Below are 22,355 nucleotides of genomic sequence, written 5' to 3'. Positions count from 1 at the left end.
CTTGGAAGGGGCGGCCAGTGTAGGCCGAAGCGCGCGGGCCGTGCCGCCGCTCACTCGTAGCGCTTGCCCGCCGCCATCAACTCGGGCGTCCCGATCACCTCGTTCAGCCCGTCGAAATCCAGCATCCGGTCGCGCCACGGCAGCGTCGTGCGATTCGCATGCAGGCTCGCGTAGTAGCCCTGCAGCGTGTGCACCACCGCACGGGCGGTGCCGCCCGGGAAGATCGCGATCCGGAAGCCGTGCGCCTGCAGCGCGTCCGCGTCCTGCACCGGCGTCTTGCCGCCCTCGACCATGTTGGCGAGCAGCGGCACGCGATGGGCGAAGCGCTGGCAGGCGGCATCCATCTGTGCGGGCGAACGCAGCGCCTCGATGAAGAGCGCGTCGACGCCGGTCTCGAGATAGGCTTGCGCCCGGTCGAGCGCGGCATCGAGTCCCTCGACCGCCACCGCGTCGGTGCGCGCGAGGATCAAGGTCTGCGCCGACGCGCGCGCATCGAGTGCGGCCTCGAGCTTGCCGACCATCTCGCGCACCGGCACCACGGTCTTGCCGTCGAGGTGGCCGCAGCGCTTCGGAAAACCCTGGTCCTCGATCTGGATCATCGCCGCGCCCGCACGCTCGAAGCCGCGCACCGTCCGCTGCGTGTTGAGCGCATTGCCGAAGCCGGTGTCGGCATCGACGATCACCGGCAGGCCGACGCGCTCGGTGATGCGCGCCAGCGTGTCCTCGACCTCGGTGAAGGTGGTGAGCCCGACGTCGGAGCGCGCGAGCCGCGTGTAGGCGATCGATGCGCCCGACAGGTACAGCGCCTCGAAGCCGGCCTGCTCGGCCACCAGGGCGCTCAACGCGTCATAGACGCCGGGCGCCAGCACGATGTCGTTGCGCGCCAGGCGCGCCTTGAATGTCTCATCGGCCATGGGAAGCCTTCCTTTCATCGATCAGCGCGGCGGCCGTGTGCGCCGCGATGTAGCCGCCGGCGACCGCGCTCAAAAGTCCGTTGCCCGAGAGATAGCCCCAGACCGCATCGCCCGACACGCCGCCCGCGGCGCCGCCGGCGGCCAGCAGGTTGGGCAGCGGGGTGCCGTCCTGGCGCAGGACCCGCATGTCGGGTCCGACGTCGAGGCCGCCTTGCGTATGGAACAGCGCACCCGTGACCTTGACCGCGAAGTACGGCGCAGCCAGTGGACGCGCGAACACACGGCCATCGGCCTGCACGGCGCCGGCGCGAAGCCCGTCGAGCGTCGATTGCAGCGTGGCCGCGTCGCAGCCGATGCAGGCCGCCAGCTCGGCCATGCCGTCGCAGCGCCTGAGCGCGCCGGCCGCCTCGGCCTCGCAAAAATCGGGAAAGCCGCGCGCCAGTTCCAGCAGCGGCGCATCGAAGACATTCCAGGCCACGCCGCCCGGCTGCGCCAGCACATGCACCGCGGCTTCGGAGTAGCCCTGGGTCTCGTCGTGGAAGCGACGGCCCTCGCGGTTGAGCTGCACGCCGCCTTCCATCATGACGGCCCAGGACATCAGCGCGCCCTGCGGCGTGACCCAGGAGCCGTGCCCCTGGTAGCCGCCGAGGTCGCGCAGCCGGGCACCGATCGCCTCGCCCCAGAGGATGGCGCTGCCGTCGTTGCCGACGTGGCCACCGAAGGCGGCCTCGGCCATCTCGGGCAGCAGCGCGCGCACCATCGCCGCATTGCCGCCGAAGCCGTTGCAGCCCAGCAGCAGCGCGTCGCAGCCCAGCGTTTCCTCGCGGCCGTCGGGGCGGCGGTAGCCGACGCCGATCGCTCGGTCAGCTTCATCGAGCCACAGCGTCTCGACCAGGGCCTGCGTCAGCACCGGGATGCCGGCGGCTTCGACGGCCGCCTGCAAGCCGGCCATCAGGGCCGCACCGGTCTTCTGCCGCAGCGCGTGCATTCGATGGACGCTGTGACCGGGATAGAGAAAGCCGTCGAGCACGATCCAGTCGAGGCCATGCCTGGCCTGCAGCGCATCGAGGGCCGGGCCGACGGCTTGCGCGTACGCCTGCACCAGCGTCGGCGCAGCCCGACCATGGGCCTTGGCCTGGATGTCGGCCGCAAAGCGGGCAGGACTGTCGCCCTCGATGCCCTGCCGGCGCTGGGCGAGCGTGCCGGGCGCCGGAATGAAGCCCGAGGACAGCGCGGTCGATCCGCTCGGCACGGCGTCGCGTTCGAGCACAACGCATTCGACGCCCGCGTCGTGCAGCATCAGCGCCGCCGTGAGCCCGCAGGCACCGGCGCCGACGATCGCGACGCCGACCTGCATCTCGGCATCGATCCGTGACGCGCGCCGGACCCGGCGCTCAGGCGCTGCGCTCGAGACGCTCATGCCAGCCCCTGCACGAACGCCGCGCAGTCCGTCACCTCGGCCACGTTGGCCATGTCGGCCAGCGAGGTCCGGTGCCGCTCCTCGCCAAAAGCCGCGCAGCCGTCGGCCAGCACCAGCGTGCGGTAGTCGCGCATGTGGGCATCGCGCACCGTGCTCGCCACCCCGCCGTTGGTGACGATGCCGCACACGGCCACGGTGTCGATGCCGGCGCGGCGCAGCACCCAGTCGAGCTGGGTGTTGAAGAAGGCCGAGTAGGCGACCTTGCTGACCGCCACGTCGACCAGGCCGGCCAGCGCGTCGACGTTGGCCTGGCCCCAGCTGCCCGGTGCGAAGTCGCCCTTGCGCAGGTACGGGCGCAGCGCCTTCAGGTGCGGCGAGACCATCGGCTCGCCGGCGGCATCGGGCCACAGCGTGAACTGGCTCGCGGCGACCAGGCCGCCGACGGTCTTGAGCGCGCGCGCGACCGCCGCCACGCGGTCGGGCAGCAGCAGCGCGGGCGGGTTGCTGTCGCCGCCGCGCGCATAGGCACCGCGGGCATCGAGAAAGTCGTTCTGCAGGTCGATCACGATCAGCGCCGTGGTCGCGCCGACGACGGGCGCCCCGCCGGTCATGACAGCCTCACCAGCAAGTTGCCATGGGCATCGACATCGGCATGGAAGCCGGGCTCGAGCCAGACGGTGGTGTCGGCCTGCTCGAGGATCGCCGGACCGTCGACGCGGGCACCGACCGGCAGCGCCAGCCGCGCGAAGCGCAGCGCCTCGTGCCACTGCCCGGCGTGGAACACGCGCTGCGTGCCCAGCGGCGCGACGCTGCCCTCGCCTTCGGGCGCCAGCACGGCGAGGTCGAACTTGGGCCGCACGCCGATGCGCGCATAGCGCAGGTTCATCACCCGGATGCCGATGCCGTCGAGCACCCGGCCGAAGGCGGCGCTGTAGCTGGCCTCGAAGGCGGCACGAATGCCTTCACGCGTCAACGCCTGCGCGGTGGCGGCCGTGAGCACCACCGGCAGCGTATGGGTCTGGCCGGCATAGAGCATGTCGAGCGCGATCACCTCGCGCACTTCGTCGAAGCGCACCCCCGAGGAATCGAGCCGCTGCTGGCAGGACGCCGCGAGCTCAGCGATGCGCTGCGCCAGTTGCGCGACGTCGAGTTCGTCGAGCGGGCGGTTGAGGGTCTGCACCGCATCGTGCCGCATGTCGGCGATCACGCAACCGAGCGCCGAGGTCACGCCGGGGTAGCGCGGCACGATGCCAATGGCGACGCCGACCTCGCGCATCATCGCGCACACGTGCAGCGCGCCGCCGCCGCCGAAGGGCATGTAGGCGAAGCGGCGCGGGTCGTGGCCGCGCTCGATCGACACCAGCCGGATCGCGCCGGCCATGCGCGCGTTCGCGACCGTGAGGATCGCCTCCGCCGCCTGGTGGACATCCAGGCCCAGCGGCCGGGCGACATGCAGGTCGATCGCCTCGAAGGACTTGGCCGCATCGAGCGCCGCCAGCAGCCCGCCGCCCAACGGCCGGTCGGCAGCGATGCGACCGAGCAGCACGTTGGCGTCGGTCACGGTCGGGCGCATGTTGCCGCGGCCGTAGCAGGCCGGGCCCGGGATGCTGCCGGCCGATTCGGGGCCGACCTGCAGCATGCCGCTGGCGTCGACCGAGGCGATCGAGCCGCCGCCGGCGCCGATGGTCTCGATCTGGATCATCGGCGAGCGGATCACCATGCCGAACTCGATCGCGGTCTGCGCCGCCAGCGCGGCCTCGCCGTTGGCGACCAGCGAGACATCGAAGGAGGTGCCGCCCATGTCGCCGGTGATCGCATTCGGGAAGCCCGCCGCCCGCGCGATTGCCGCGCAGGCGATCACGCCGGCCGCCGGGCCCGACAGCGCGGTGCGCACCGGCAAGTCGCTGGCGGTCTGGCGCGACATCACGCCGCCGTTGCTCTGCACCACCAGCAGTTCGCCATCGAAGCCCTGGCCGCGCAGGTCGGATTCCAGCCGCTCGAGGTAGCTGCCGACCACCGGCTGCAGCGCCGCATTGAGCGTGGCGGTCGAGCAGCGCTCGAATTCGCGGATCTCGGGCAGCACTTCGCAGGCCGAGGTGACATGGGCGTTGGGCCACAGTTCGCGCACCGCGGCGACCGCCAGCCGTTCGTTCTCGGGGTTGGCGTAGGTGTTGATGAAGAACACGCACACCGCCTCGCAGCCGGCCTCCAGCAGCGCGCGGGCTTCGGCGCGGACCTGGTCGAGGTCGACCGGCGTGTGCAGCGTGCCGTCGGCCAGCACGCGCTCGTCGACCTCGCGCCGCAGGTCGCGCGGCACCACCGGCACGAAGCTGCCGCGCAGGCCCCAGGTCTGGGGCCGGTCACGCCGGCGCATCTCGAGCACGTCGCGGAAGCCCCGCGTGGTGATGATGCCGGTGCGCGCCACCTTGCGTTCGAGCAGCGCGTTGGTGCCGACCGTGGTGCCGTGCACGATGGTGGCGATGGCGGCGGCCGAGTCGGCCACGCGGGCCACGCCGTTCATGAAGCCGCGGGCTTCCTCGCCGCGGGTCGACGGCACCTTGACGATGCGCGCCGTGCCGTTCGACTCGTCGAGCACGAACAGGTCGGTGAAGGTGCCGCCGACATCGACGCCGACGACCAGGGATTGGCTTGGGGAAGTCATTCGGAAGCTTTCTTGGTTGCATCGGCGGCGGCGCTCACGTAGCCCATGGCCAGGTCGCGCTCGCGCTGTTCGGGCGCGCGCTCGGCGGCGCTGCCCCAGCCACCGCCGCCGGGGGTTTCGAGGCGCACGCGCTGGCCCCGCACCAGCTGGATGCCACGCATCTTCGACACCATCGGCGGCTCGTGCCAGGCGCCATCGTTCTCGTAGCGGAAGACGTTCACTGCGCCGGCGCCGCCGCCCGCGATGCCCTTGGGCGGCGAGGTGCCGCGCTCGCCGAAGACGAAGGCTTCGGCCTCCTGCTCCAGCAGTTCGATCTCGTAGACCGCGCCGAGGCCGCCGCGATGGCGGCCATCGCCGCCCGAATCGGCGCGCAGCGACCATTCGGTGAAGCGCACCGGATAAGCCGCCTCGAGGATTTCGAGCGGCGGGATGGTGGCGGTGGAGATCGGCGCGTTGCCGTGCGAGAGCCCGTCGCCGCCGGCATGGCCGCCATGCCCGCCGCCGAAGAAGCTGAACATCACCCAGCGCTGGCCCTCGCGCCCGGCGTCGCTGCGGTGGCCCGCGATCGACAGCGCGTTGATGGTGCCGTAGGCCTGCGCCACCGCACGCGTCGGATCGGCCTGGGCGGCGGCGCTGAAGATCACGTCGATCATGCGCAGGATGGTCTCGGTGTAGCCGCCGACCGGCCGCGGCCGTTCGGCGCTGATCACTAGGCGGTCAGGCAGGACGAAGTCCACCGCATCGAGCACGCCGGCGTTCGCCGGCACGTCCGGGAACAAGTGCTTCAGCGCCACGTAGCAGGCCGCGATCGCGGTCGCGCGCGAGATGTTCACCGGCCCCGCGCACTGCGGCGAGGTGCGCGAGAAGTCGAGCAGCAGCCGGTCGCCGGCCACCGTCATGTCGAGCGCGATGGTGAGCGGCTCGTTGACGATGCCGTCGTTGTCGAGCACGTCCTCGAAGCTGTAGCGGCCGTCGGGCAGCGAGGCGATGTGCGAGCGCATCAGGCGCAGCGCGCGGCTGCGCAGCTCGCCCATGGCCTGCAGCACCGGCGCGTCGCCGTACTCGTCGAGCAGGCCGTGCAGGCGCCTGGCACCGAGTTCGAGCGCGGCGAGCTGGCCGTTCAGGTCGCCCCAGAGGCTTTCGGGCAGCCGCGTGTTGGCGCGCAGGATCGCCAGCACGTCTTGGTCGAGCACGCCGTCGCGCACGATGCGCACCGGCGGGATCTGGACCGCCTCCTGCCAGCACTCGGTGGCGGCCGGGTTGTAGTTGCCGGGCACCGCGCCGCCGACATCGTGCCAGTGGGCGGCCGAGGCCATGTAGCAATAGAGCCGGCCGTCGCGGAAGAAGGGCCGCACCAGCTTGAAGTCGTTGGCGTGCGTGCCGCCGTCGTAGGGGTCGTTGCTGATCCAGATGTCGCCGTCCTTCATGCCGCCGCGCGGCGCCGCGGCGGCGGCGGTCGCGCGCACCGCGAAGGCCATCGCGCCGACGAACACCGGCAGGCCCGACTTGCCCTGCACCAGCGTGTCGCCGCTGTCGGCGTCGTAGAGGCCGTGGCAGGCGTCGTGGGCCTCGGCAATGATGGGATTGAAGGCGCTGCGGTAGAGCGTCGCATCCATCTCGTCGGCCACCTGTTCGAGGCGGCCGCGCAGCACCGCGAGCGTGACCGGGTCCATCGGGGTCGTGGGGGAGTCGTTCATGATTGGGATCTTTCTTTGCCGAAGCGCTGCCGCAGCTGCTTCATGAGGCCGCCTGCGCGGACCATGTCCATCAGGAATCCGGGCACCGGCTCGCAGGCCAGCGTCCGGCCATCGGGCGCCGCCACCGAGGGGCGCACGACGTCGAGGGTGACGCGGTCGCCGTCCTGCAGCGTCTCGGCCTCGGGGCAGGTCAGCAGCAGCAGGCCGAGGTTGAAGGCATTGCGGAAATAGAGCCCGCCGTACGAAGGCGCGATCACCGCCGCCACGCCCAGGTGCACCAGCACCGCGGCCGCCTGCTCGCGCGACGAGCCGATGCCGAAATTCGGCCCGGCCACGATCAGGTCGCCGGGCCGCACCTCGCGGGCGAACTCGGGCCGCACGGCCTCGAGGCAATGGCGGGCGATGACGTCGATGCCGTGCTTCATCGCATGGCCCGGCGCCAATGCGTCGGTGTCGACATCGGCGCCGAGGCGCCAGACGCGGTGCGCCGTCATGCCAGCACCTCGCGCGGGTCGGTGACGCAGCCGCGCAGCGCCGCCGCCGCCACGGTGTACGGCGAGCCCAGGTAGACCTGCGCCGTGGGCGAGCCCATGCGGCCCTTGAAATTGCGCGCCGTGGTCGAGATCACGGTGATGTCGTCGCCCATCGGGTCGCCGTAACCCGAGCAGGCGCCGCAGGCGGTGGGAAAGAGCTCGGCGCCGGCGTCGAGCAGCGACTGCAACACACCCTCGTCACGCGCCCGCTGCTGGTCCTGCAGGCTGGCCGGCGCGACGATCAGGCGCACGCCGGCCGCCACCTTGTGGCCGCGCAGCACCTGGGCGGCGGCCCGCAGGTCCTCGAGCTTGGCGCCGGTGCAGGCGCCGACATAGGCGACATCGATCGGCGTGCCGAGGTAGTGGCTCACGCCATGCGCATTGGCCGGGCTGTGCGGCGCCGCCACGTAGGGTTCGAGCGCCGATGCGTCGAAGCGATGGCGCGTCAGGTCGGCGCCTTCGTCGGTGAACCACGGCGCCGTGTCGATCGCCGGCGCGCCGGCTTCGGCGAGGAAGGCCGAGGTGGTCGCATCGGGCGCGATCAGTCCGACCTGCCCACCGAGTTCGGCGCTCATGTTCGACAGCGTCATGCGCTCCTGCATCGACAGTGCCGCAACCGCCGGCCCGCAGAACTCGACCGCCTGGTAGCGTCCGCCGTTCATGCCGAAGCGCGCCAGCATGTGCAGCATCATGTCCTTGGCCGTGACGCCGGCGGGCAGCCGGCCGTCCCACCACATCTGGAGGGTCTCGGGCACCCGCAGCCAGATCTCGCCGCTGACCACCACGCCAAGCATCTCGGTGCTGCCGATGCCGAACATGTAGGCACCGAAGGCGCCGCCGGTCGGCGAGTGCGAATCACCGCCCACGCACAGCATGCCGGGCCGGATGTGGCCGTGCTGCGGCACCACCACGTGGCAGATGCCCTGGCTGTCGTAGACATGCGGCAGCCGCTGGTCGCGGGCCCAGTCGCGGGCGATGCGCACGATGCGGCGCGAGTCGTCGTCGCGCTCGGGCACGTAGTGGTCCATCACCAGCACGATGCGCGAGCGGTCCCAGATCTGCGCCCCGAGTTCCTCCAGCATCGGCTGCAGCCGGCGCGGCCCCGAGGAGTCGTGGAACATCGCCAGGTCGACCTTGCAGGTCACGATCTCGCCGACCGCGACCGCCGCGCGGCCGCAGGCACGGGCGATGAGCTTCTGCGCCAGCGTCTGCGGCGCCGGCTGGAGGGTGACGGTGGGCGTGGTCATTCCGGCCTCGCGCCCGAATACTTGACCACCTGGGCCCAGCGCTTGATCTCGCTCTGGACGAAGGGGCCGAACTGCTCGGGCGTATTGCCGACCGCGATCACGCCCTCGCTGTCGAAGCGCTTGCGCATCGCCGGCTCGGCGATCGCCTGCCGCGCGGCGTCCGCCAGGCGGCGCGTGGTTTCGGGCGGCATGCGCGCCGGCCCGAACAGGCCGAACCAGGCGCTCGATTCGTAGCCGGGCAAGGTCTCGGCGATGGCCGGCAGGTCGGGAAACTCGGGCAGGCGCTTGGCCGAAGTCACGCCCAATGCCTTCAGCTTGCCGGCCTTGATGTGCTGCTGCACGTTGCCGACCGCCGCGAACATCAGCTGCACCTGGCCCGCGAGCACGTCCTGCACGGCCGGCGCGGTGCCCCGGTACGGGATGTTCACGATGTAGACGCCCGACTGCATCTTGAAGGCCTCGCCCGCCATGTGCAGCGACGAGCCCAGCGCGCCGATGGCGAAGTTGAGCTGGCCCGGCTTGGCCTTGGCCAGCGCGATCAGCTCGCGCACGTTGTCGGCCGGCACCGACGGATGGGCGACCAGGATCGACGGCGATGTCGCGACGCAGCTCAGCGCCGTGAAGTCCTTGACCGGATCGAAGGGCAGCGTGGGATAGAGCGCCGCATTGATCGCATGGCTGGTGAAGCTCAGCAGCAGCGTGTTGCCGTCGGGCGGGGCCTTGGCGACGACCTCGGCGGCGATGTTGCCGCCGGCGCCGGGCCGGTTCTCGACGATCACGGTGCGGCCCAGCACCGGGCCCATGCCGGCCGCCAAGGTGCGGGCGATGGTGTCGGTCGAGCCGCCGGCCGGCGCGCCGACCAGCAGGCGGATCGGCGTGTTGCCGATCTGGGCCCGGGCGGTGCCGGCCAGCGCTGTCACGGAGGCAATGAGGATGTCTCTGCGTTTCATGGTCTTTCCTTGTGGGATCCCTGGCTCAGAGCCCGAGATAGGCGCGGCGCAGTTCGTCGCTGCCGAGCAATTCGTCCGGCGCGCCCGAGAAGCGCACGCTGCCGTTCTCCAGCACGTAGGCGCGGTCGGCGATCTCCAGCGACTGGCCGACGTTCTGCTCGACCAGCAGCACCGCGAGGCCGTCGTCGCGCAGCTGCCGGATCAGCGTGAACATCTCCTCGACCAGCAAGGGCGACAGGCCCAGCGACGGCTCGTCGAGGATCAGCAGCACCGGCTCGGCCATCAGGCCGCGGCCGATGGCGAGCATCTGCTGCTCACCACCGCTCATGGTGCCGGCGTTCTGGCGGATGCGCTCGCGCAGCCGCGGGAAGATGCCGAACACCTTCTCCAGGTTGCTGGCCCGGCGTTCGCGGGCCCGCGTGAACGAGCCCAGCTCGAGGTTCTCCAGCACGCTGAGGTTCGGGAACACCTTGCGGCCCTCGGGCACCTGGATCAGGCCGGCCTTGACGACCTCGCGGTAGTGGGCGCCGCTCAGGTCCTGGCCGTCGAAGCGCACGCTGCCGCTCCAGGCCGGGCACAGGCCGCAAACCATCTTGTTCAAGGTCGACTTGCCGGCGCCGTTGCTGCCGAGCAGCGCGACCATCTCGCCGGCGTTCACCTGCAGGTCGACGCCGCGCAGCACCTCGACCCGGCCGTAGCCGCCGCGCAGGCCCTTGATTTCCAGCAGCGCGGTCATGCCTTCACCCCCTTCGCCGCAGCCGCCTTGCGCAGCCGCGCCGCGGTGCCATGGCCCAGGTAGGCCTCGACCACCTTGTCGTTCGACGTCACCTCGGCCGGACTGCCCTCGGCGATCAGCTGGCCCTGCGCCAGCACCCACACATGCTCGGCCAGGTTCATCACGGCCTGCATCACGTGTTCGATCATCAGCACGGTCACGCCGCCGTCGGCGATGCCGCGCACCACCGGCATCATCTCGGCGATCTCCTGCGGGTTCAGGCCGGCCAGCACTTCGTCGAGCAGCAGCAGGCGCGGCTCGGTCGCCAGCGCACGCGCCAGTTCGAGCCGCTTGCGGCCGGCGACCGTGAGGTCGGAGGCCGGCTTGTCGAGCTGCGCCGCGAGGCCCACGCGCTGCGCCACCTCATCCGCGCGCCGCAATGCCGCCCCACGGCTGCGCTCGTGCAGGTGGACGCCGACCGCGATGTTCTCGCGCACGGTTTGCGCCGCGAAGGGCTTGACGATCTGGAAGGTGCGCGTCATGCCGAGCAGGGCGTTGCGATGCGGCTCGCGGCCCGTGATGTCCTGGCCGGCGAAGCGCACCGTGCCGGTGTCCGGCTTGAGAAAGCCCGACATCAGCGCGAACAGCGTGGTCTTGCCGGCGCCGTTGGGGCCGATCAGCGCGCTCAGGCTGCCTTCGGCGACGGACAGGCTCACGCCCTGCACCGCCTTCAGGCCACCGAAGGAACGGGAGATGCCATTCAGCACCAGCAGCGGTTCAGCCACGGGGACCTCCCTTCGCGGACGCCCAGAGCTGCCGCACCGAGAGCCCCAGGCCGGCGATGCCGCGCGGCAGGAAGATCACGATCAGCACCAGCACCGTGCCGTAGATCACCATGTTGATGCCCGGCAGCTCGCCGAACAGGTTGCGCGTCAGGTCGGCCAGCAGATGCAGCACCACCGCACCCAGCACCGGCCCCCACAGGGTGCCGACACCGCCGACGATGGCCCCGACCAGCGCCTCGACCGAGGTCGACGAGCCATAGGCGATGCCCGGATCGATGTACTGGAACACCTGCACGTAGAAGGCACCGGCGGCGCCCATGAAGGCGGCCGAGAGGCCGATCGCACCGAGCTTGACGCGGAACGGGTTCACGCCCACGGCGCGCGCCGCGTCCTCGTTGTCGCGCACCGCCTGCAGCCAGGCACCGAAGCGCCCGTTGCGCAGCCACCAGGTCACCAGCAGCGCCGCGACCACGAAGGCCAGCACCACCCACAGGTAGCCGGCGCGGGTGGCGAACTGCAGGTTCGACGGCGCCTCGCGCAGGGGCAGCATCAGGCCGACGCCGCCGCCGGTGAAAGGCACCGAGAGCGCGACGATGCGAAACACCTCCGCGAAGGCCAGGGTGACCAGCGCGAAGTAGGAGCCCTTGAGCCCGTAGCGAAAGCTCAAGCCACCGATGAACAGGCCGACGCATGCGGCACCGATGACCGCCAGCCCGAGCGCGGCCCAGGCGTTGAGGCCGCCCTGCAGCTGCGCGATGGCCTGGATATAGGCGCCGCTGCCGAAGAACAGCGCATGGCCGAAGGAGAACTGGCCGCCGAAGCCGCCGAGGATGTTCCAGGCCTGCGCGATCAAGGTGGCGTAGAGCGCCATCATCACGAAGTTGAGCGTCGCGCCCGACGCCGTGACCAGCGGCACGCAGGCCACCGCCGCGGCGAACAGCGCGATGCCCGCGAGTTGACGAGGACCGCTCATGCCTTCGCTCCGAACATGCCCTGCGGGCGAAACAGCACGACCCCGATGAAGATCGCGAAGATGCCGATCTGCCCGAGCGATTCGCCCAGGTAGAGGCCGCCGAGCGATTCGACGATGCCGACCAGGAAGCCGCCGATCAGCGCGCCGACGAAGCTGCCCATGCCGCCCAGCACCACGATCGTGAAGGCCACCAGCACGAAACCACCGCCCACCTGCGGGTTGACGTAGTAGGCCGGCAGCAGAAAGCAGGCGGCGGCGCCGAGGCAGGCCAGTCCGATGCCGAAGCTCATCGCATAGACATGGTCGACATCGATGCCCATCAGCTTGGCGCCCTCTTTCTCCTTGGCGACCGCGCGGATCGCGCGGCCCAGGTCGGTGCGCCCCATGACCCAGAACAGCAGCGCCGACACCACCAGCGCCCCGGCGAAGGCGACCAGCTTGGGCACCGCGATCATTGCCGGCCCGATGGCGACCGTGCTGAGCGCGTAGGCGGTGTCGATGTTGCGGGTGTCCGACTTGAAGAACAGCAGCGCCAGGTTCTCCATCACGATCGCGATGCCGAGCGTGACCAGCAGGATGTTCTCGTCCTTGCCGTGGCCGGCGCGGTTGATGACCAGGCGCTGCAGCCCGTAGCCGAGCGCGAACATGCCGGGGATGACGATCGGCAGCGCCAGGTAGGGGTCGATGCCCCAGCGCTCCTTGAGGAAGTACACCGCATAGAGGGCCAGCATCAGCGAAGCGCCATGCGCGAAGTTGATGATGTGCAGCACGCCGTAGATCAAGGTGAGGCCGAGCGCGATCAGGGCATAGACCGCGCCGGTCGTCAGGCCGTTCAGGACGGACGAGAAAAGGATGCTGGGGTCGAACATGGGCGGTATCGGTGGGGCTGCCCGCACCGCGGGGCGCGGCCGGGCAGCTGGCGGGCCTGGATCAGGGCTCAGGCGTTCAAGGGGAACATGGGTTCGACTTCGCGGAACTCCCGCGGGATGATGACCTTGATATCGTTCTTCACGACCTGCGTCATCAGCGGCTGCGCGCCCTCGTTCTGGCCGTTGACGAACTTCGTCGGGCCGTACGGCATGATGTGGTTCGAGAAGGTGCTCTTCTCCAGCGCGTCGATGATGGCGGCGCGCTCGCTCGACTTGGCGCGCTCCAGCGCGTCGGCCAGCAGCATCATCGCGGTGTAGGTCATGAAGACCTCGTAGCTGAAGAACTGGCCCTGGGCCTCGACCCGCTTGCGCAGCTCGGCCGAGCGTTTGTCCTTCGGGTTGAACCAGTGGTTGCAGTCGATGATGCCGTTGGCAGCGTCCGGAAACTCCTTGACGAACTTGTAGCTCGACGCCGCGCCGCCGAGCACCGAGAAGATCGCCTTCGGCTGCACCTTCTGCTGCTGCATGGTGCGCACCAGCAGCGCGTACTCGTTGTAGTAGTTGGCCGGGATCACGATGTCGGGGTTGATCGACTTCATGCGCAGCACGATGTTGTTGAAGTCGCGCGTCGGGTTGGCGTGCTTCACGACCTCCTTCACCTCGAAGCCGTAGCCCGGCAGCTCGCGCGACAGCAGCGCCGCCGTGCCGGAGCCGAACAGCGAGTCCTCGTGGATGATCATCACCGTCTTGGCCGGATTGCCCGCGGCCTTGTTGAGCACCAGCAGGTTGGCCATCGCGACCTCGGTCGACTTCTTGTAGCCGGGGCCGAAGCGGAAGGTGTTCTTGAGGCCGCGCTCGACGATCTGGTCGGCCACGCCGACATCGACCACGTGCGGCAGGTTGTACTTGGCAGCGGCCTGCGTGGTGGCCAGGCAGATCGCCGACGCGAAGGCGCCGACGATGGCCGAGACGCCGGCCTCGTTCATCTTCTCGACCTCGGCGGCGCCGGCCTGGGGCTGCGATTGGGCGTCGCCGAGCAAGGCCTCGATCTTGGCGCCGCCCAGCGACTTGATGCCGCCGGCCTTGTTGATGTCCTCGATCGCCATCAGCGCACCGAGCCGGCACTGCTGGCCCGAATAGGCGAGTGCGCCGGTCACGGGATGCAGCACCCCGACCTTGATCGGCTTGGGCTGGGCGCCAGCCACCAGCGGGAAGGCGATGGCGGAGGCCACGGCGGCGGACTGCGACATGAAGCGGCGGCGGTCCGGGCGATCGAAGCGATGGGGCATGGTGCTTTCCTTTTTCTTCAGTTGAACTGGGCTGACACGTCTTTGCTGACCCACACCTTGGCGTCGATGCTGCCGACGCGCGACAGTTGCATCTCGTAGGTGTAGCGGTCGGGCCGGTAGAAGCCGTGCAGCCACTGCACCGGGCGCTCGGCTTCGTCGTAGATGAGGCGGCGCACGGCCAGCAGGGCCGAACCGACCGAGACTTCGAGGTGCTCCGCAAGCACGTTGTCGGCCAGCCGCGCCGTGATGGTCTGGTGTGCGCGGCCGACCTTGACGCCGGACTCTTCGAGCAGCACCAGGATCGGTTTCTTGGCCAGTTCGCGGCGGCCGAATTTGCGCGCGATGTCGTTCGGCACGTAGGTCGTGATGTGCGACAGCGGCCCCTCTCGCGTCGAACGCACGCGCACCGCCTTCTGGACCGCGTCGCCGAGCTTGAGCTGCAGGGCGTCGGCGACCTGGGTCGAAGCCGAGATGGTCGCCACGTCGATCACCTTGACCGAGGTGTGCAGGCCCATCGTGACCAGGTTCTCGAGCAGGCCGCGCAGGTTGGCGCGCGCCATGCCGTCGGCGGCACGTGGCTCGCCGCTCGCCGCCGGCGGCACCGGGCGCGTGCGCCGGCCTGGGTTGCGCGAGATCAGGCCCTCGGACGACAACTGGCCAAGGGCCCGCCGCACCGTGACGCGGGCGACGCCGAACTGCTCCATCAGGGCCAGTTCACCGGGCAGGCCGTCGGCGAAGCGCCCTTCTTCGAGTTGCTCGCGCAGCACCAGATAGATCTGGTGGTACTTCGGCAAGGGCATCTGCGACATGCCCGCGATGGTTGAGCACTTCTATTGTTCTGTCAATGGGACATTTGCTGCCAATTGCATTGATACGCCGGGGCGGGGCTCACGCCGACGGTGTGCTCTGCTCCGCGAATGTCCCCCGGCCTTCGGCCTCCTCCTTTATTTCGCTGCGCAGAGCACACCATCGGCGTGAGCCGTCAAGTCGGTGGTTCATCCTCGGCCAGCACCCCGCGGCGCTACCCGTGCCGAGGGCACCGGGTGGCCCCCGCAGCGAAATAAAGGAGGAGCCGAAGGCGGGGGACATTCGCGGAGGGGGCCACCCGGTGCCCTCGGCACGCCCCCTGAAGACCAGTCCTCAAGACTCGCCAGCAACGTCCCGCGTCGACTCGCGCACCACCAGTTCCGGCCGCAGCACCACCGTGAAGGCCGACGGCGCCCGGCCCTCGATGCCGTCGAACAGCATTTCGGCGGCGCGCCAGCCGAGCTCGCGGTGCGGCAGCCGGATGGTGGTGAGCGGCGGGTTGACCATGTCGACCAGCGGCATGTCGTTGTGGCCCGTGATCGAGATGTCCTGCGGCACGCGGATGCCGCGCTCGCGCAGCACGTCGTAGGCGCCGAGCGCGACCAGGTCGTTGCAGCACACCACGGCCTGCGGCCGTTCGTGGCCATCGAGCAGCCGCTGCATGGCGACGCGGCCGGCCTCGCGGCTGTAGCCCTCGCATTCCTCGACGCTGGCCAGTTCGAGCCCGCGGTCGCGCAGCGCCTGCTCGACGCCCTGGCGCCGGCCAACGCCGGTCGGCACGTTCTGCGGGCCGGCCAGGTGGGCGATGCGGCGATGGCCCAGCGACACCAGGTGGTCGACCGCCAGCTTCATCGCCAGCCGGTCGTCGCTCACCACGGCGGGCAGGCGCCCGGTCTCGTCGGCCCGGTTGACCAGCACCGCCTGCAGGCCGGCCTTGCCGATGTAGTCGACCAGCGGGTCGTCGCGGGTGGCGATCGCCAGCACCAGCCCGTCGACCCGCTGCGCCAGCATCCGCTCGACGATCGGGCGCGCCAGGGCATGGTCGACCACGTTGGTCACGAAGACGAAGTAGCCGCGCGCCGCCGCGCTGGCCTCGATGCCCTGCAGGATTGGCGGGAACACCGGGTTGGTGATGTCGGGCACCAGCACGCCGATGGTGTGGGTGCGGCCGGTCCGCAGCGCCGACGCCGCGCGGTTGGGCCGGTAGCCGAGCTTGCGCGCAGCCTCCTCGACCACCTTCAGCACCTCGGCGCTGATCAGGCTGCGCTTGTCCGGATTGAGCGCGCGCGAGACCGTCGAGACATGCACGCCGGCGGCCAGCGCGACATCGCGGATGGTGACGGTGGACGAGGGTTGGGGGTTCATGGATGCAAACGATTGAATACCCGAATCGGGACAACTCGGCGATTTTCCACGATGAGCGCATGGATATGCTGATTTTACTTTTCCGAGAAATGGAGGAATAATTTGCAAACGTTTGCATAAAAGGCCAGACACCCCATGAACATCGTGACCACCCCCGAATCCGTGCTGCAGATCACCCTCCAGGCGATGGAGCGCACGCCCGACCCGCGCCTGCGCAGCGTGATGGCCGCCCTCACCCGCCACCTGCACGCCTTCGTGCGCGAGGTCGAGCTGACCGAGGACGAGTTCGAGCGCGCGCTCGAATTCCTGGTCGCCATCGGCCAGGCCAGCGGCGAGACCAAGAACGAGGTCGTGCTGGCGGCCGACCTGCTGGGCGTGTCCACCCTGGTGGCCTTGCAGAACAACCAGGACCCGCAGGGCGAGTCGCCGGCCGCGCTGCTGGGCCCGTTCTGGCGCGCCAACGCGCCGTTCTGCGACGGCGGCGAGAGCATCGCGCGCTCGGAGACGCCGGGCGTTCCGCTCGAGGTCGCCGGCACCGTGCGCGACACCGCGGGCCGTCCGGTGGCGGACGCCACCCTCGATGTCTGGCAGGCCTCGCCGGTCGGCCTCTACGAGAACCAGGACCCGGCGCAGCAGGACATGAACCTGCGCGGCCGCTTCAGGACCGATGCCGAGGGCCGCTTCCATTTCCGCAGCGTCCGGCCGGCCGGCTATCCGGTGCCGACCGACGGCCCCTGCGGCGACCTGCTGCGGGCCCAGCTTCGGCATCCCAACCGGCCGGCGCACCTGCACTTCATGGTCAGCAAGCCGGGCCACAAGGTGCTCGTCACACAGGTCTTCGCGGACGACGACGAGAACCTCGAGAGCGACCCGGTGTTCGGCGTGACGCGCCGGCTGATCGGCCGCTTCGAACCCCAGCAGGGCGGTGGCCAGGCGACGCTGCAGTACGACTTCGTGCTGGAGCCTGGCGAGATGAAGTTCCCGCGCCCGCCGATTCCATGAACACCTCGATCGATCGCCTTCAACCTTTGCCTTGGACACCCCATGAGTTTTGATCCCACACCTCGACTGGACGGCAAGGTCGCCGTCATCACCGGCGGCCTCGGCGCCATCGGCCATGCGAGCGCACGCCGGCTCGCCGCGCTCGGCGCCAGCTGCGTGCTGGTGCACCGCAAGGGCGAGGACGCCGACGCCCGCGCCGCCGCCTTGCCGCATGCCGACGGGCAACGCCATTCGGCGCTGCGCGCCGACATCGTCGACACGCCCAGCCTGCAGCGCGCCGCCGCCGCCGTGCAGGCGAGCTACGGACGCTGCGACATCCTGGTCAACAGTGCCGGCCACACGCAGCCGGTGCCCGCCGCCGACCTCGATGCCTTGACCGACGAATTGATCGACGACCTGCTGCGCGCCAATTTCCGCGGCGTGTTCGCCACCATCCGGGCCTTCGCGCCGATGCTCAAGGCCAGCGGTGACGGCCTGGTGGTCAATGTCTCGTCGATCGCCGGCTTCACCGGGGTCGGCAGCAACCTGGCCTATGTCGCGGCCAAGGCCGGGCTCGACGTCGTCGGCGACGCGCTGGCCAAGGCCCTGGCGCCGGCGGTGCGCGTGGTGTCGGTGTCGCCGGGCGCGGTCGAGTCGGGCTTCGTGCCGGGCCGCGGCGCCGAGTTCGCCGACAAGATGGCCGCCACCACCCCGCTGGGCCGCATCGGCCGGCCGGAGGACGTGGCCGCCACCATCGAAGCGCTGGCGACCACCCTGCGCTTCGTGACCGGCACCCGCATCGTGGTCGATGGAGGGCGCCACCTGTGAACACCAAGACGCTGATCACCTGCGCGGTCACGGGCAACCTCGTGAAGCCCGAGCAGACGCCGCACCTGCCGATCACGCCGGCGCAGATCGCCGACGAATGCCTGGCCGCAGCCGAGGCCGGCGCCGGCCAGGTCCACATCCACGTGCGCGACCCCGAGACCGGCAAGCCGTCGATGCAGGTCGAGCTCTACCGCGACGTGGTCGACCGCATCCGGCGCCAGAACCGCGAGCTCATCATCAACCTGACCACCGGCCCCGGCGGACGCTTCATTCCGAGCGAGGACGACCCGAAGGTCGCCGCGCCGGGCAGCACGCTGCTGCCGCCCGAGAAGCGGGTCGAGCACATCGCGCTGATCAAGCCCGACGTCTGCTCGCTGGACCTCAACACCATGAACTCCGGGCCCGACGTGGTCATGAACACGCCGAAGAACGTGCGCCGCATGGCGCGCGTGATTCGCGAGGCAGGCGTCAAGCCCGAGCTCGAAATCTTCGACTCGGGCGACATCAACCTGGCGCTCGACCTGATCGCCGACGGCACGCTCGAAGGACCCGCCATGTGGACCTTCGTCCTCGGCGTGAAGTACGGCTTCGCGCCGACGCCCGAGACGCTGCTCTATGCCCGCAACATGCTGCCGCGCGGCGCCTTCTGGAGCGCCTTCGGCATCGGCCGGATGGAGTTCCCGATCGTCGCGCAAGCCTGGCTCATGGGCGGCCACGTGCGGGTCGGCATGGAAGACAACATCTACCTCGAGCGCGGCGTGCTGGCCGAAAGCAACGCGCAGCTGGTGGCCAAGGCCGGGGACATCATCCTGAGCCTGGGCGGCGAGGTGGCTTCGGCGCGCGAGGCGCGCGCCACGCTGGGACTGGAAGGAGGCCGCGCATGAACGCCATCACTGTCGACGACAGCGCCCGCGCCTTGCGGCTGGCCGAGAAGGCCGCGGACATCGCCGGACTGCGGCTCCAGGCCGCCGCCCAGCCCGAACCGGTGGCCAGGCCCGGCTTCTCGGTGGTGCGGGTCGGCGCCGCGGCGGTCAATCCGAGCGACGTCAAGGCGGCACTGGGCCTGATGCCGCAGGCCGCCTGGCCGCGCACCCCGGGGCGCGACTTCGCGGGCGTGGTGGTCGACGGCCCGAACGACTGGATCGGCCGCGAGGTCTACGGCTCCGGCGGCGACATCGGCATCACGCGCGACGGCTCGCATGCGCGCTTCCTGGTGCTGCCGGTGGCCGCCCTGCGCGACCGGCCGCTCAGCATCTCGATGGACGAATCGGGTGCGGTCGGCGTGCCCTTCGTCACGGCCTACGAGGGCTTCCGGCGCAGTGGCATGCCGCGGGACGGTCAGACGGTGCTGGTGCTGGGCGCCAACGGCAAGGTCGGCCAGGCGGCGGTGCAGCTGGCCGCCCAGGCCGGGGCGCGGGTGATCGCGGTGCAACGGCGCCCCGGGCCCTTCGAGGGCTTCGCCTGCGCAGCGGTCGAGACGGTCGATGCCACGCAGGGCGACATCGCGGCGCGGGTGCGGGAGCTCACCGGCGGACGCGGCGTCGACATCGCCTACAACACGGTGGGCAGCGCCTACTTCGACGCCGCCAACAAGTCGATGGCCAAGGGCGCGACGCAGATCCTGATCTCGACCCAGGACCGCGCGGTGCCCTTCGACATCTTCGCCTTCTACCGCGGCATGCACACCTATGTCGGCATCGACTCGCTGGCGATGGACTGCGTGGCCGCCACCGGCCAGCTCGACGCGATGCGCGAGGGCTTCGAGCGCGGCACGCTGAAGCCCTTCCCGGTGGCCCGCGCCTTCACGCTCGACCAGGCCGCGGATGCCTACCGGCTGGTGCTGTCGGGCAGCACCGACCGCGTCGTGCTGCGGCCCTGAGGAGCACCGCCATGCACCTGACCCGATTCGAGCAGGCGCCGGCCTACGAGGCGCCCAACCATTTCGACATGCGCTGCCTGCGGCTGCAGGGCAAGGAGGCCGGGCCCTCGACCCAGATGTGGATGGGCATGAGCCAGATCCTGCCGGGCGGCCACACCACGCTCGACGGCTCGCCGATCGAAAAGCTCTATCTGGTGCTCGAAGGGCGCCTGACCGTGGTCTCCGAACTCGACGGCCGCCAGGAAGAGCATGAGCTCGGCCCCTACGACAGCTGCCGCTTCGCGCCGGGCGAGAAGCGGCAGCTGCTGAACCGCAGCCAGCAGCCGGTGCTGGTCGCGCTGGTCATGGCCAACGCCGCACCCGGCTGAGCGTCTTTTCGCCTTTCGTTCCTCGACACACACATCATTCCAACGGAGACAAACCCATGACGACATCCTTCTTCGGCCGGCGCCAGCTGCTGGCGGCCGCCATCGCCCTGTGCGCCTTCCCGGCCGTCCAGGCGCAGGGCGACTGGCCGCGCGGCCAGACGATCCGGATGGTGGTGCCCTTCACCGCCGGCAGCGGCACCGACATCGTGGCCCGGCTGGTGGCCGAGCGGCTCGGGCCGGCACTCGGGACCAGCGTCATCATCGACAACAAGCCGGGCGCGGGCGGCACGCTGGGCGCTGCCCAGGTCGCCAAGGCGGCACCCGACGGCTACACGCTCCTGGTGCATTCGGCGGGGCATCTGGTGAACCCGTCGATCTATCCGGGCCTCAGCTACGACACGCTCAAGGACTTCGCCGGCATCACGCCGCTGGCCAGCCTGCCCAACGTGCTGGTCGCCCCGCCCGGGCGCTTCGCCGACGTGAAGGACCTGGTCGCGCAGGCCAAGGCCAAGCCGACGGGCTTCAACTACGCCTCGGCGGGCAACGGCTCGGCGACCCACATGAACGCCGAGGTGTTCCGGCTCGCGGCCGGCCTCCAGGCCCAGCACGTGCCGTTCCGCGGCACGCCCGAAGCCATGACCGAGGTGATGGGCGGGCGGGTCGACTGGTTCTTCGCGCCGATGGTCTCGGCGCTGCCGCTGATCAAGGACGGGCGGCTGAAGGCGCTGGCGGTCGGGACCGGCAAGCGCTCGTCCGTGATGCCGCAGGTGCCCACCACGGTCGAGGCCGGCGTGCCCGGCTCGGAGTACCTGTTCTGGGTCGGCCTGTTCGCGCCGGCGAAGACACCGCGGCCGGTGGTCGACCGGCTGCAGGCCGAGGTGGCGAAGATCATGGCGGCGCCCGACCTCAAGGAGCGGCTCGACAAGCTCGGCGCCGAACCCTTCACGATGCCGTCGGCGGACTTCGACAGGTTCCTGGCCGACGAGACCGCGAAAGCCCAGCAGGTGGTCAAGGCGGCCGGGATCAAGGCGGACTGAGCCGACTCGCTTTCTCAGTGATCGCCACGCGATCGCGTGACCCGCGACGCATGAATCAGGCGCAGTCGAACGCCAGGGATACCGCGGAACCGGCTTTGCCGGGCCGCTGGTATCGCCCCCCTTGAGGGGGGAGGCGCCGCAGGCGCTTCGGGGGGTGTTTCGTTTCAGAGCTTGAACGGCACCACTTCCTGGCGCTGTTCGCCGAGGCCCTCGATGCCGAGGGTCATCACGTCGCCCTTCTTGAGGTACACCGGCTGCGGCTTCTTGCCCATGCCGACGCCCGGCGGCGTGCCGGTGGTGATGATGTCGCCGGGCTCCAGCGTGTTGAGCTGGCTCACGTAGCTCACCAGCTTGGCGACGTTGAAGATCATGGTCTTCGTGTTGCCGGTCTGCATGCGCTCGCCGTTGAGGTCGAGCCACATCGCGAGCTTCTGCGGATTGGCGACCTCGTCGCGCGTGACCAGCCAGGGACCGATCGGGCCGAAGGTGTCGAAGCCCTTGCCCTTGTCCCAGGTCAGGCCGCGCTCGAGCTGCCATTCGCGCTCGCTGACGTCGTTGACGACGCAGAAGCCGGCCACGTAGTCGAGCGCGTTTTTCTGCGAGACGTAGCGTGCGCGGGTGCCGATCACCACGCCGAGCTCGACCTCCCAGTCGCCCTTGACCGACCCCTTGGGCAGCATGACCGGATCGTTCGGCCCCTGGATGCAGCTGTTGGCCTTGGTGAACACCACCGGCTCCTTGGGGATCGGCATGCCCGACTCGGCCGCGTGGTCGGCGTAGTTGAGGCCGATCGCGATGAACTTGCCGACCTTGGCCACCGGGCAGCCGTAGCGCGGCTTGCCCTTGACCAGCGGCAGCTTGTCGACCTTGAGCTTGCGCAGCTTGGCCAGCGCGGCGTCGCCGAGCTGGTCGGGGCCGATGTCGCCGACCACCGCGCTCAGGTCGCGCAGCTTGCCCTCGGCATCGATGAGGCCAGGCTTCTCCTTGCCCGGGTTGCCATAGCGAACGAGTTTCATGAAGGTCCTTTGTTGTGGGA

The 22,355-nt window shown here is 70.2% G+C and carries 22 protein-coding genes; 6 read left to right on the top strand and 16 right to left on the bottom strand.

Annotated elements, in window-relative coordinates; translation table 11 throughout:
• Positions 1 to 50: 50 nt before the first annotated feature.
• From QTI68_RS14320 to QTI68_RS14250, 15 genes are all read right to left on the bottom strand, one after another.
• On the bottom strand, positions 51 to 914 hold the full coding sequence (locus tag QTI68_RS14320; protein ID WP_286522204.1) for an isocitrate lyase/PEP mutase family protein: 864 nt from the start codon (positions 912 to 914) through the stop codon (positions 51 to 53).
• Positions 904 to 2,334, bottom strand: coding sequence for an FAD-dependent oxidoreductase (locus tag QTI68_RS14315; protein ID WP_286522203.1), 1,431 nt, complete (start codon positions 2,332 to 2,334; stop codon positions 904 to 906). Before QTI68_RS14315 ends, QTI68_RS14320 begins: the two co-directional genes overlap by 11 nt.
• Positions 2,331 to 2,945: a cysteine hydrolase family protein gene (locus QTI68_RS14310; protein WP_286522202.1), complete on the bottom strand. Its 615-nt coding sequence runs from the start codon at positions 2,943 to 2,945 to the stop codon at positions 2,331 to 2,333. Before QTI68_RS14310 ends, QTI68_RS14315 begins: the two co-directional genes overlap by 4 nt.
• Entirely contained in the window at positions 2,942 to 4,996 is a 2,055-nt protein-coding gene (locus tag QTI68_RS14305; protein WP_286522201.1) for a hydantoinase/oxoprolinase family protein, read from the bottom strand. The genes QTI68_RS14310 and QTI68_RS14305 overlap by 4 nt, the downstream gene beginning before the upstream one ends.
• Entirely contained in the window at positions 4,993 to 6,693 is a 1,701-nt protein-coding gene (locus QTI68_RS14300; RefSeq protein ID WP_286522200.1) for a hydantoinase B/oxoprolinase family protein, read from the bottom strand. The genes QTI68_RS14305 and QTI68_RS14300 overlap by 4 nt, the downstream gene beginning before the upstream one ends.
• Positions 6,690 to 7,187 carry a LeuD/DmdB family oxidoreductase small subunit gene (locus tag QTI68_RS14295; RefSeq protein WP_286522199.1) on the bottom strand — a complete coding sequence of 166 codons (498 nt, stop codon included), beginning with the start codon at positions 7,185 to 7,187 and terminating at the stop codon, positions 6,690 to 6,692. Before QTI68_RS14295 ends, QTI68_RS14300 begins: the two co-directional genes overlap by 4 nt.
• A complete protein-coding gene (locus QTI68_RS14290) occupies positions 7,184 to 8,473 on the bottom strand; it encodes a 3-isopropylmalate dehydratase large subunit (protein WP_286522198.1) in 1,290 nt (429 codons plus the stop codon). The genes QTI68_RS14295 and QTI68_RS14290 overlap by 4 nt, the downstream gene beginning before the upstream one ends.
• Positions 8,470 to 9,423 (bottom strand): tripartite tricarboxylate transporter substrate binding protein, encoded by a 954-nt coding sequence (locus QTI68_RS14285; protein WP_286522197.1) that lies wholly within the window; start codon positions 9,421 to 9,423, stop codon positions 8,470 to 8,472. Before QTI68_RS14285 ends, QTI68_RS14290 begins: the two co-directional genes overlap by 4 nt.
• A 25-nt stretch (positions 9,424 to 9,448) precedes the next feature.
• Positions 9,449 to 10,159, bottom strand: a complete 711-nt coding sequence (locus QTI68_RS14280; protein WP_286522196.1) for an ABC transporter ATP-binding protein — start codon at positions 10,157 to 10,159, stop codon at positions 9,449 to 9,451.
• Positions 10,156 to 10,923: an ABC transporter ATP-binding protein gene (locus QTI68_RS14275; protein ID WP_286522195.1), complete on the bottom strand. Its 768-nt coding sequence runs from the start codon at positions 10,921 to 10,923 to the stop codon at positions 10,156 to 10,158. The genes QTI68_RS14280 and QTI68_RS14275 overlap by 4 nt, the downstream gene beginning before the upstream one ends.
• Positions 10,916 to 11,896 (bottom strand): branched-chain amino acid ABC transporter permease, encoded by a 981-nt coding sequence (locus QTI68_RS14270; protein ID WP_286522194.1) that lies wholly within the window; start codon positions 11,894 to 11,896, stop codon positions 10,916 to 10,918. The genes QTI68_RS14275 and QTI68_RS14270 overlap by 8 nt, the downstream gene beginning before the upstream one ends.
• Positions 11,893 to 12,765: a branched-chain amino acid ABC transporter permease gene (locus QTI68_RS14265; protein WP_286506771.1), complete on the bottom strand. Its 873-nt coding sequence runs from the start codon at positions 12,763 to 12,765 to the stop codon at positions 11,893 to 11,895. Before QTI68_RS14265 ends, QTI68_RS14270 begins: the two co-directional genes overlap by 4 nt.
• Positions 12,766 to 12,833: 68 nt before the next feature.
• Positions 12,834 to 14,054, bottom strand: coding sequence for an ABC transporter substrate-binding protein (locus QTI68_RS14260; protein WP_286522193.1), 1,221 nt, complete (start codon positions 14,052 to 14,054; stop codon positions 12,834 to 12,836).
• Between the two features lie 17 nt (positions 14,055 to 14,071).
• Complete coding sequence (locus QTI68_RS14255) at positions 14,072 to 14,854, bottom strand: GntR family transcriptional regulator (RefSeq protein ID WP_286522284.1); 783 nt, start codon at positions 14,852 to 14,854, stop codon at positions 14,072 to 14,074.
• Between the two features lie 340 nt (positions 14,855 to 15,194).
• Positions 15,195 to 16,226, bottom strand: a complete 1,032-nt coding sequence (locus QTI68_RS14250) for a LacI family DNA-binding transcriptional regulator (RefSeq protein WP_286522192.1) — start codon at positions 16,224 to 16,226, stop codon at positions 15,195 to 15,197.
• Between the two features lie 135 nt (positions 16,227 to 16,361).
• Between QTI68_RS14250 and QTI68_RS14245 the strand changes: the two genes are divergently transcribed.
• The 6 genes from QTI68_RS14245 to QTI68_RS14220 are packed head-to-tail and all read left to right on the top strand — an operon-like array spanning position 16,362 to position 21,319.
• Positions 16,362 to 17,228, top strand: a complete 867-nt coding sequence (locus QTI68_RS14245) for a dioxygenase family protein (RefSeq protein ID WP_286522191.1) — start codon at positions 16,362 to 16,364, stop codon at positions 17,226 to 17,228.
• Positions 17,229 to 17,270: 42 nt separating this feature from the next.
• On the top strand, positions 17,271 to 18,035 hold the full coding sequence (locus QTI68_RS14240; protein ID WP_286522190.1) for an SDR family NAD(P)-dependent oxidoreductase: 765 nt from the start codon (positions 17,271 to 17,273) through the stop codon (positions 18,033 to 18,035).
• Positions 18,032 to 18,919 carry a beta-keto acid cleavage family enzyme gene (locus QTI68_RS14235; protein ID WP_286522189.1) on the top strand — a complete coding sequence of 296 codons (888 nt, stop codon included), beginning with the start codon at positions 18,032 to 18,034 and terminating at the stop codon, positions 18,917 to 18,919. Before QTI68_RS14240 ends, QTI68_RS14235 begins: the two co-directional genes overlap by 4 nt.
• On the top strand, positions 18,916 to 19,914 hold the full coding sequence (locus QTI68_RS14230; RefSeq protein WP_286522188.1) for a quinone oxidoreductase family protein: 999 nt from the start codon (positions 18,916 to 18,918) through the stop codon (positions 19,912 to 19,914). Before QTI68_RS14235 ends, QTI68_RS14230 begins: the two co-directional genes overlap by 4 nt.
• Positions 19,915 to 19,925: 11 nt before the next feature.
• On the top strand, positions 19,926 to 20,282 hold the full coding sequence (locus QTI68_RS14225; RefSeq protein WP_286522187.1) for a cupin domain-containing protein: 357 nt from the start codon (positions 19,926 to 19,928) through the stop codon (positions 20,280 to 20,282).
• Positions 20,283 to 20,338: 56 nt separating this feature from the next.
• Positions 20,339 to 21,319 (top strand): tripartite tricarboxylate transporter substrate binding protein, encoded by a 981-nt coding sequence (locus QTI68_RS14220; RefSeq protein WP_286522186.1) that lies wholly within the window; start codon positions 20,339 to 20,341, stop codon positions 21,317 to 21,319.
• Positions 21,320 to 21,483: 164 nt separating this feature from the next.
• Here the strand turns inward: QTI68_RS14220 and QTI68_RS14215 are convergent, their stop codons facing one another.
• Positions 21,484 to 22,335: a fumarylacetoacetate hydrolase family protein gene (locus QTI68_RS14215; RefSeq protein ID WP_286522185.1), complete on the bottom strand. Its 852-nt coding sequence runs from the start codon at positions 22,333 to 22,335 to the stop codon at positions 21,484 to 21,486.
• Between the last annotated feature and the right edge of the window lie 20 nt (positions 22,336 to 22,355).

Source organism: Variovorax sp. J31P207, assembly GCF_030316965.1.
Classification (GTDB): Bacteria; Pseudomonadota; Gammaproteobacteria; order Burkholderiales; family Burkholderiaceae_C; genus Variovorax; species Variovorax ginsengisoli_B.
Note: the sequence above shows the minus strand (reverse complement) of the source record. Positions and strands in the feature narration are given on the sequence as shown.

Bases quoted from the DNA above. Each gene is read 5' to 3' on its own strand.
- QTI68_RS14270 (WP_286522194.1), bottom strand. From the start codon at position 11,896: ATGAGCGGTCCTCGTCAACTCGCGGGCATCGCGCTGTTCGCCGCGGCG.
- QTI68_RS14300 (WP_286522200.1), bottom strand. From the start codon at position 6,693: ATGAACGACTCCCCCACGACCCCGATGGACCCGGTCACGCTCGCGGTG.
- QTI68_RS14260 (WP_286522193.1), bottom strand. From the start codon at position 14,054: ATGCCCCATCGCTTCGATCGCCCGGACCGCCGCCGCTTCATGTCGCAG.
- QTI68_RS14315 (WP_286522203.1), bottom strand. From the start codon at position 2,334: ATGAGCGTCTCGAGCGCAGCGCCTGAGCGCCGGGTCCGGCGCGCGTCA.
- QTI68_RS14220 (WP_286522186.1), top strand. From the start codon at position 20,339: ATGACGACATCCTTCTTCGGCCGGCGCCAGCTGCTGGCGGCCGCCATC.
- QTI68_RS14295 (WP_286522199.1), bottom strand. From the start codon at position 7,187: ATGACGGCGCACCGCGTCTGGCGCCTCGGCGCCGATGTCGACACCGAC.
- QTI68_RS14320 (WP_286522204.1), bottom strand. From the start codon at position 914: ATGGCCGATGAGACATTCAAGGCGCGCCTGGCGCGCAACGACATCGTG.
- QTI68_RS14290 (WP_286522198.1), bottom strand. From the start codon at position 8,473: ATGACCACGCCCACCGTCACCCTCCAGCCGGCGCCGCAGACGCTGGCG.
- QTI68_RS14310 (WP_286522202.1), bottom strand. From the start codon at position 2,945: ATGACCGGCGGGGCGCCCGTCGTCGGCGCGACCACGGCGCTGATCGTG.
- QTI68_RS14265 (WP_286506771.1), bottom strand. From the start codon at position 12,765: ATGTTCGACCCCAGCATCCTTTTCTCGTCCGTCCTGAACGGCCTGACG.
- QTI68_RS14255 (WP_286522284.1), bottom strand. From the start codon at position 14,854: ATGCCCTTGCCGAAGTACCACCAGATCTATCTGGTGCTGCGCGAGCAA.
- QTI68_RS14240 (WP_286522190.1), top strand. From the start codon at position 17,271: ATGAGTTTTGATCCCACACCTCGACTGGACGGCAAGGTCGCCGTCATC.
- QTI68_RS14250 (WP_286522192.1), bottom strand. From the start codon at position 16,226: ATGAACCCCCAACCCTCGTCCACCGTCACCATCCGCGATGTCGCGCTG.
- QTI68_RS14245 (WP_286522191.1), top strand. From the start codon at position 16,362: ATGAACATCGTGACCACCCCCGAATCCGTGCTGCAGATCACCCTCCAG.
- QTI68_RS14215 (WP_286522185.1), bottom strand. From the start codon at position 22,335: ATGAAACTCGTTCGCTATGGCAACCCGGGCAAGGAGAAGCCTGGCCTC.
- QTI68_RS14225 (WP_286522187.1), top strand. From the start codon at position 19,926: ATGCACCTGACCCGATTCGAGCAGGCGCCGGCCTACGAGGCGCCCAAC.
- QTI68_RS14230 (WP_286522188.1), top strand. From the start codon at position 18,916: ATGAACGCCATCACTGTCGACGACAGCGCCCGCGCCTTGCGGCTGGCC.
- QTI68_RS14305 (WP_286522201.1), bottom strand. From the start codon at position 4,996: ATGACTTCCCCAAGCCAATCCCTGGTCGTCGGCGTCGATGTCGGCGGC.
- QTI68_RS14285 (WP_286522197.1), bottom strand. From the start codon at position 9,423: ATGAAACGCAGAGACATCCTCATTGCCTCCGTGACAGCGCTGGCCGGC.
- QTI68_RS14280 (WP_286522196.1), bottom strand. From the start codon at position 10,159: ATGACCGCGCTGCTGGAAATCAAGGGCCTGCGCGGCGGCTACGGCCGG.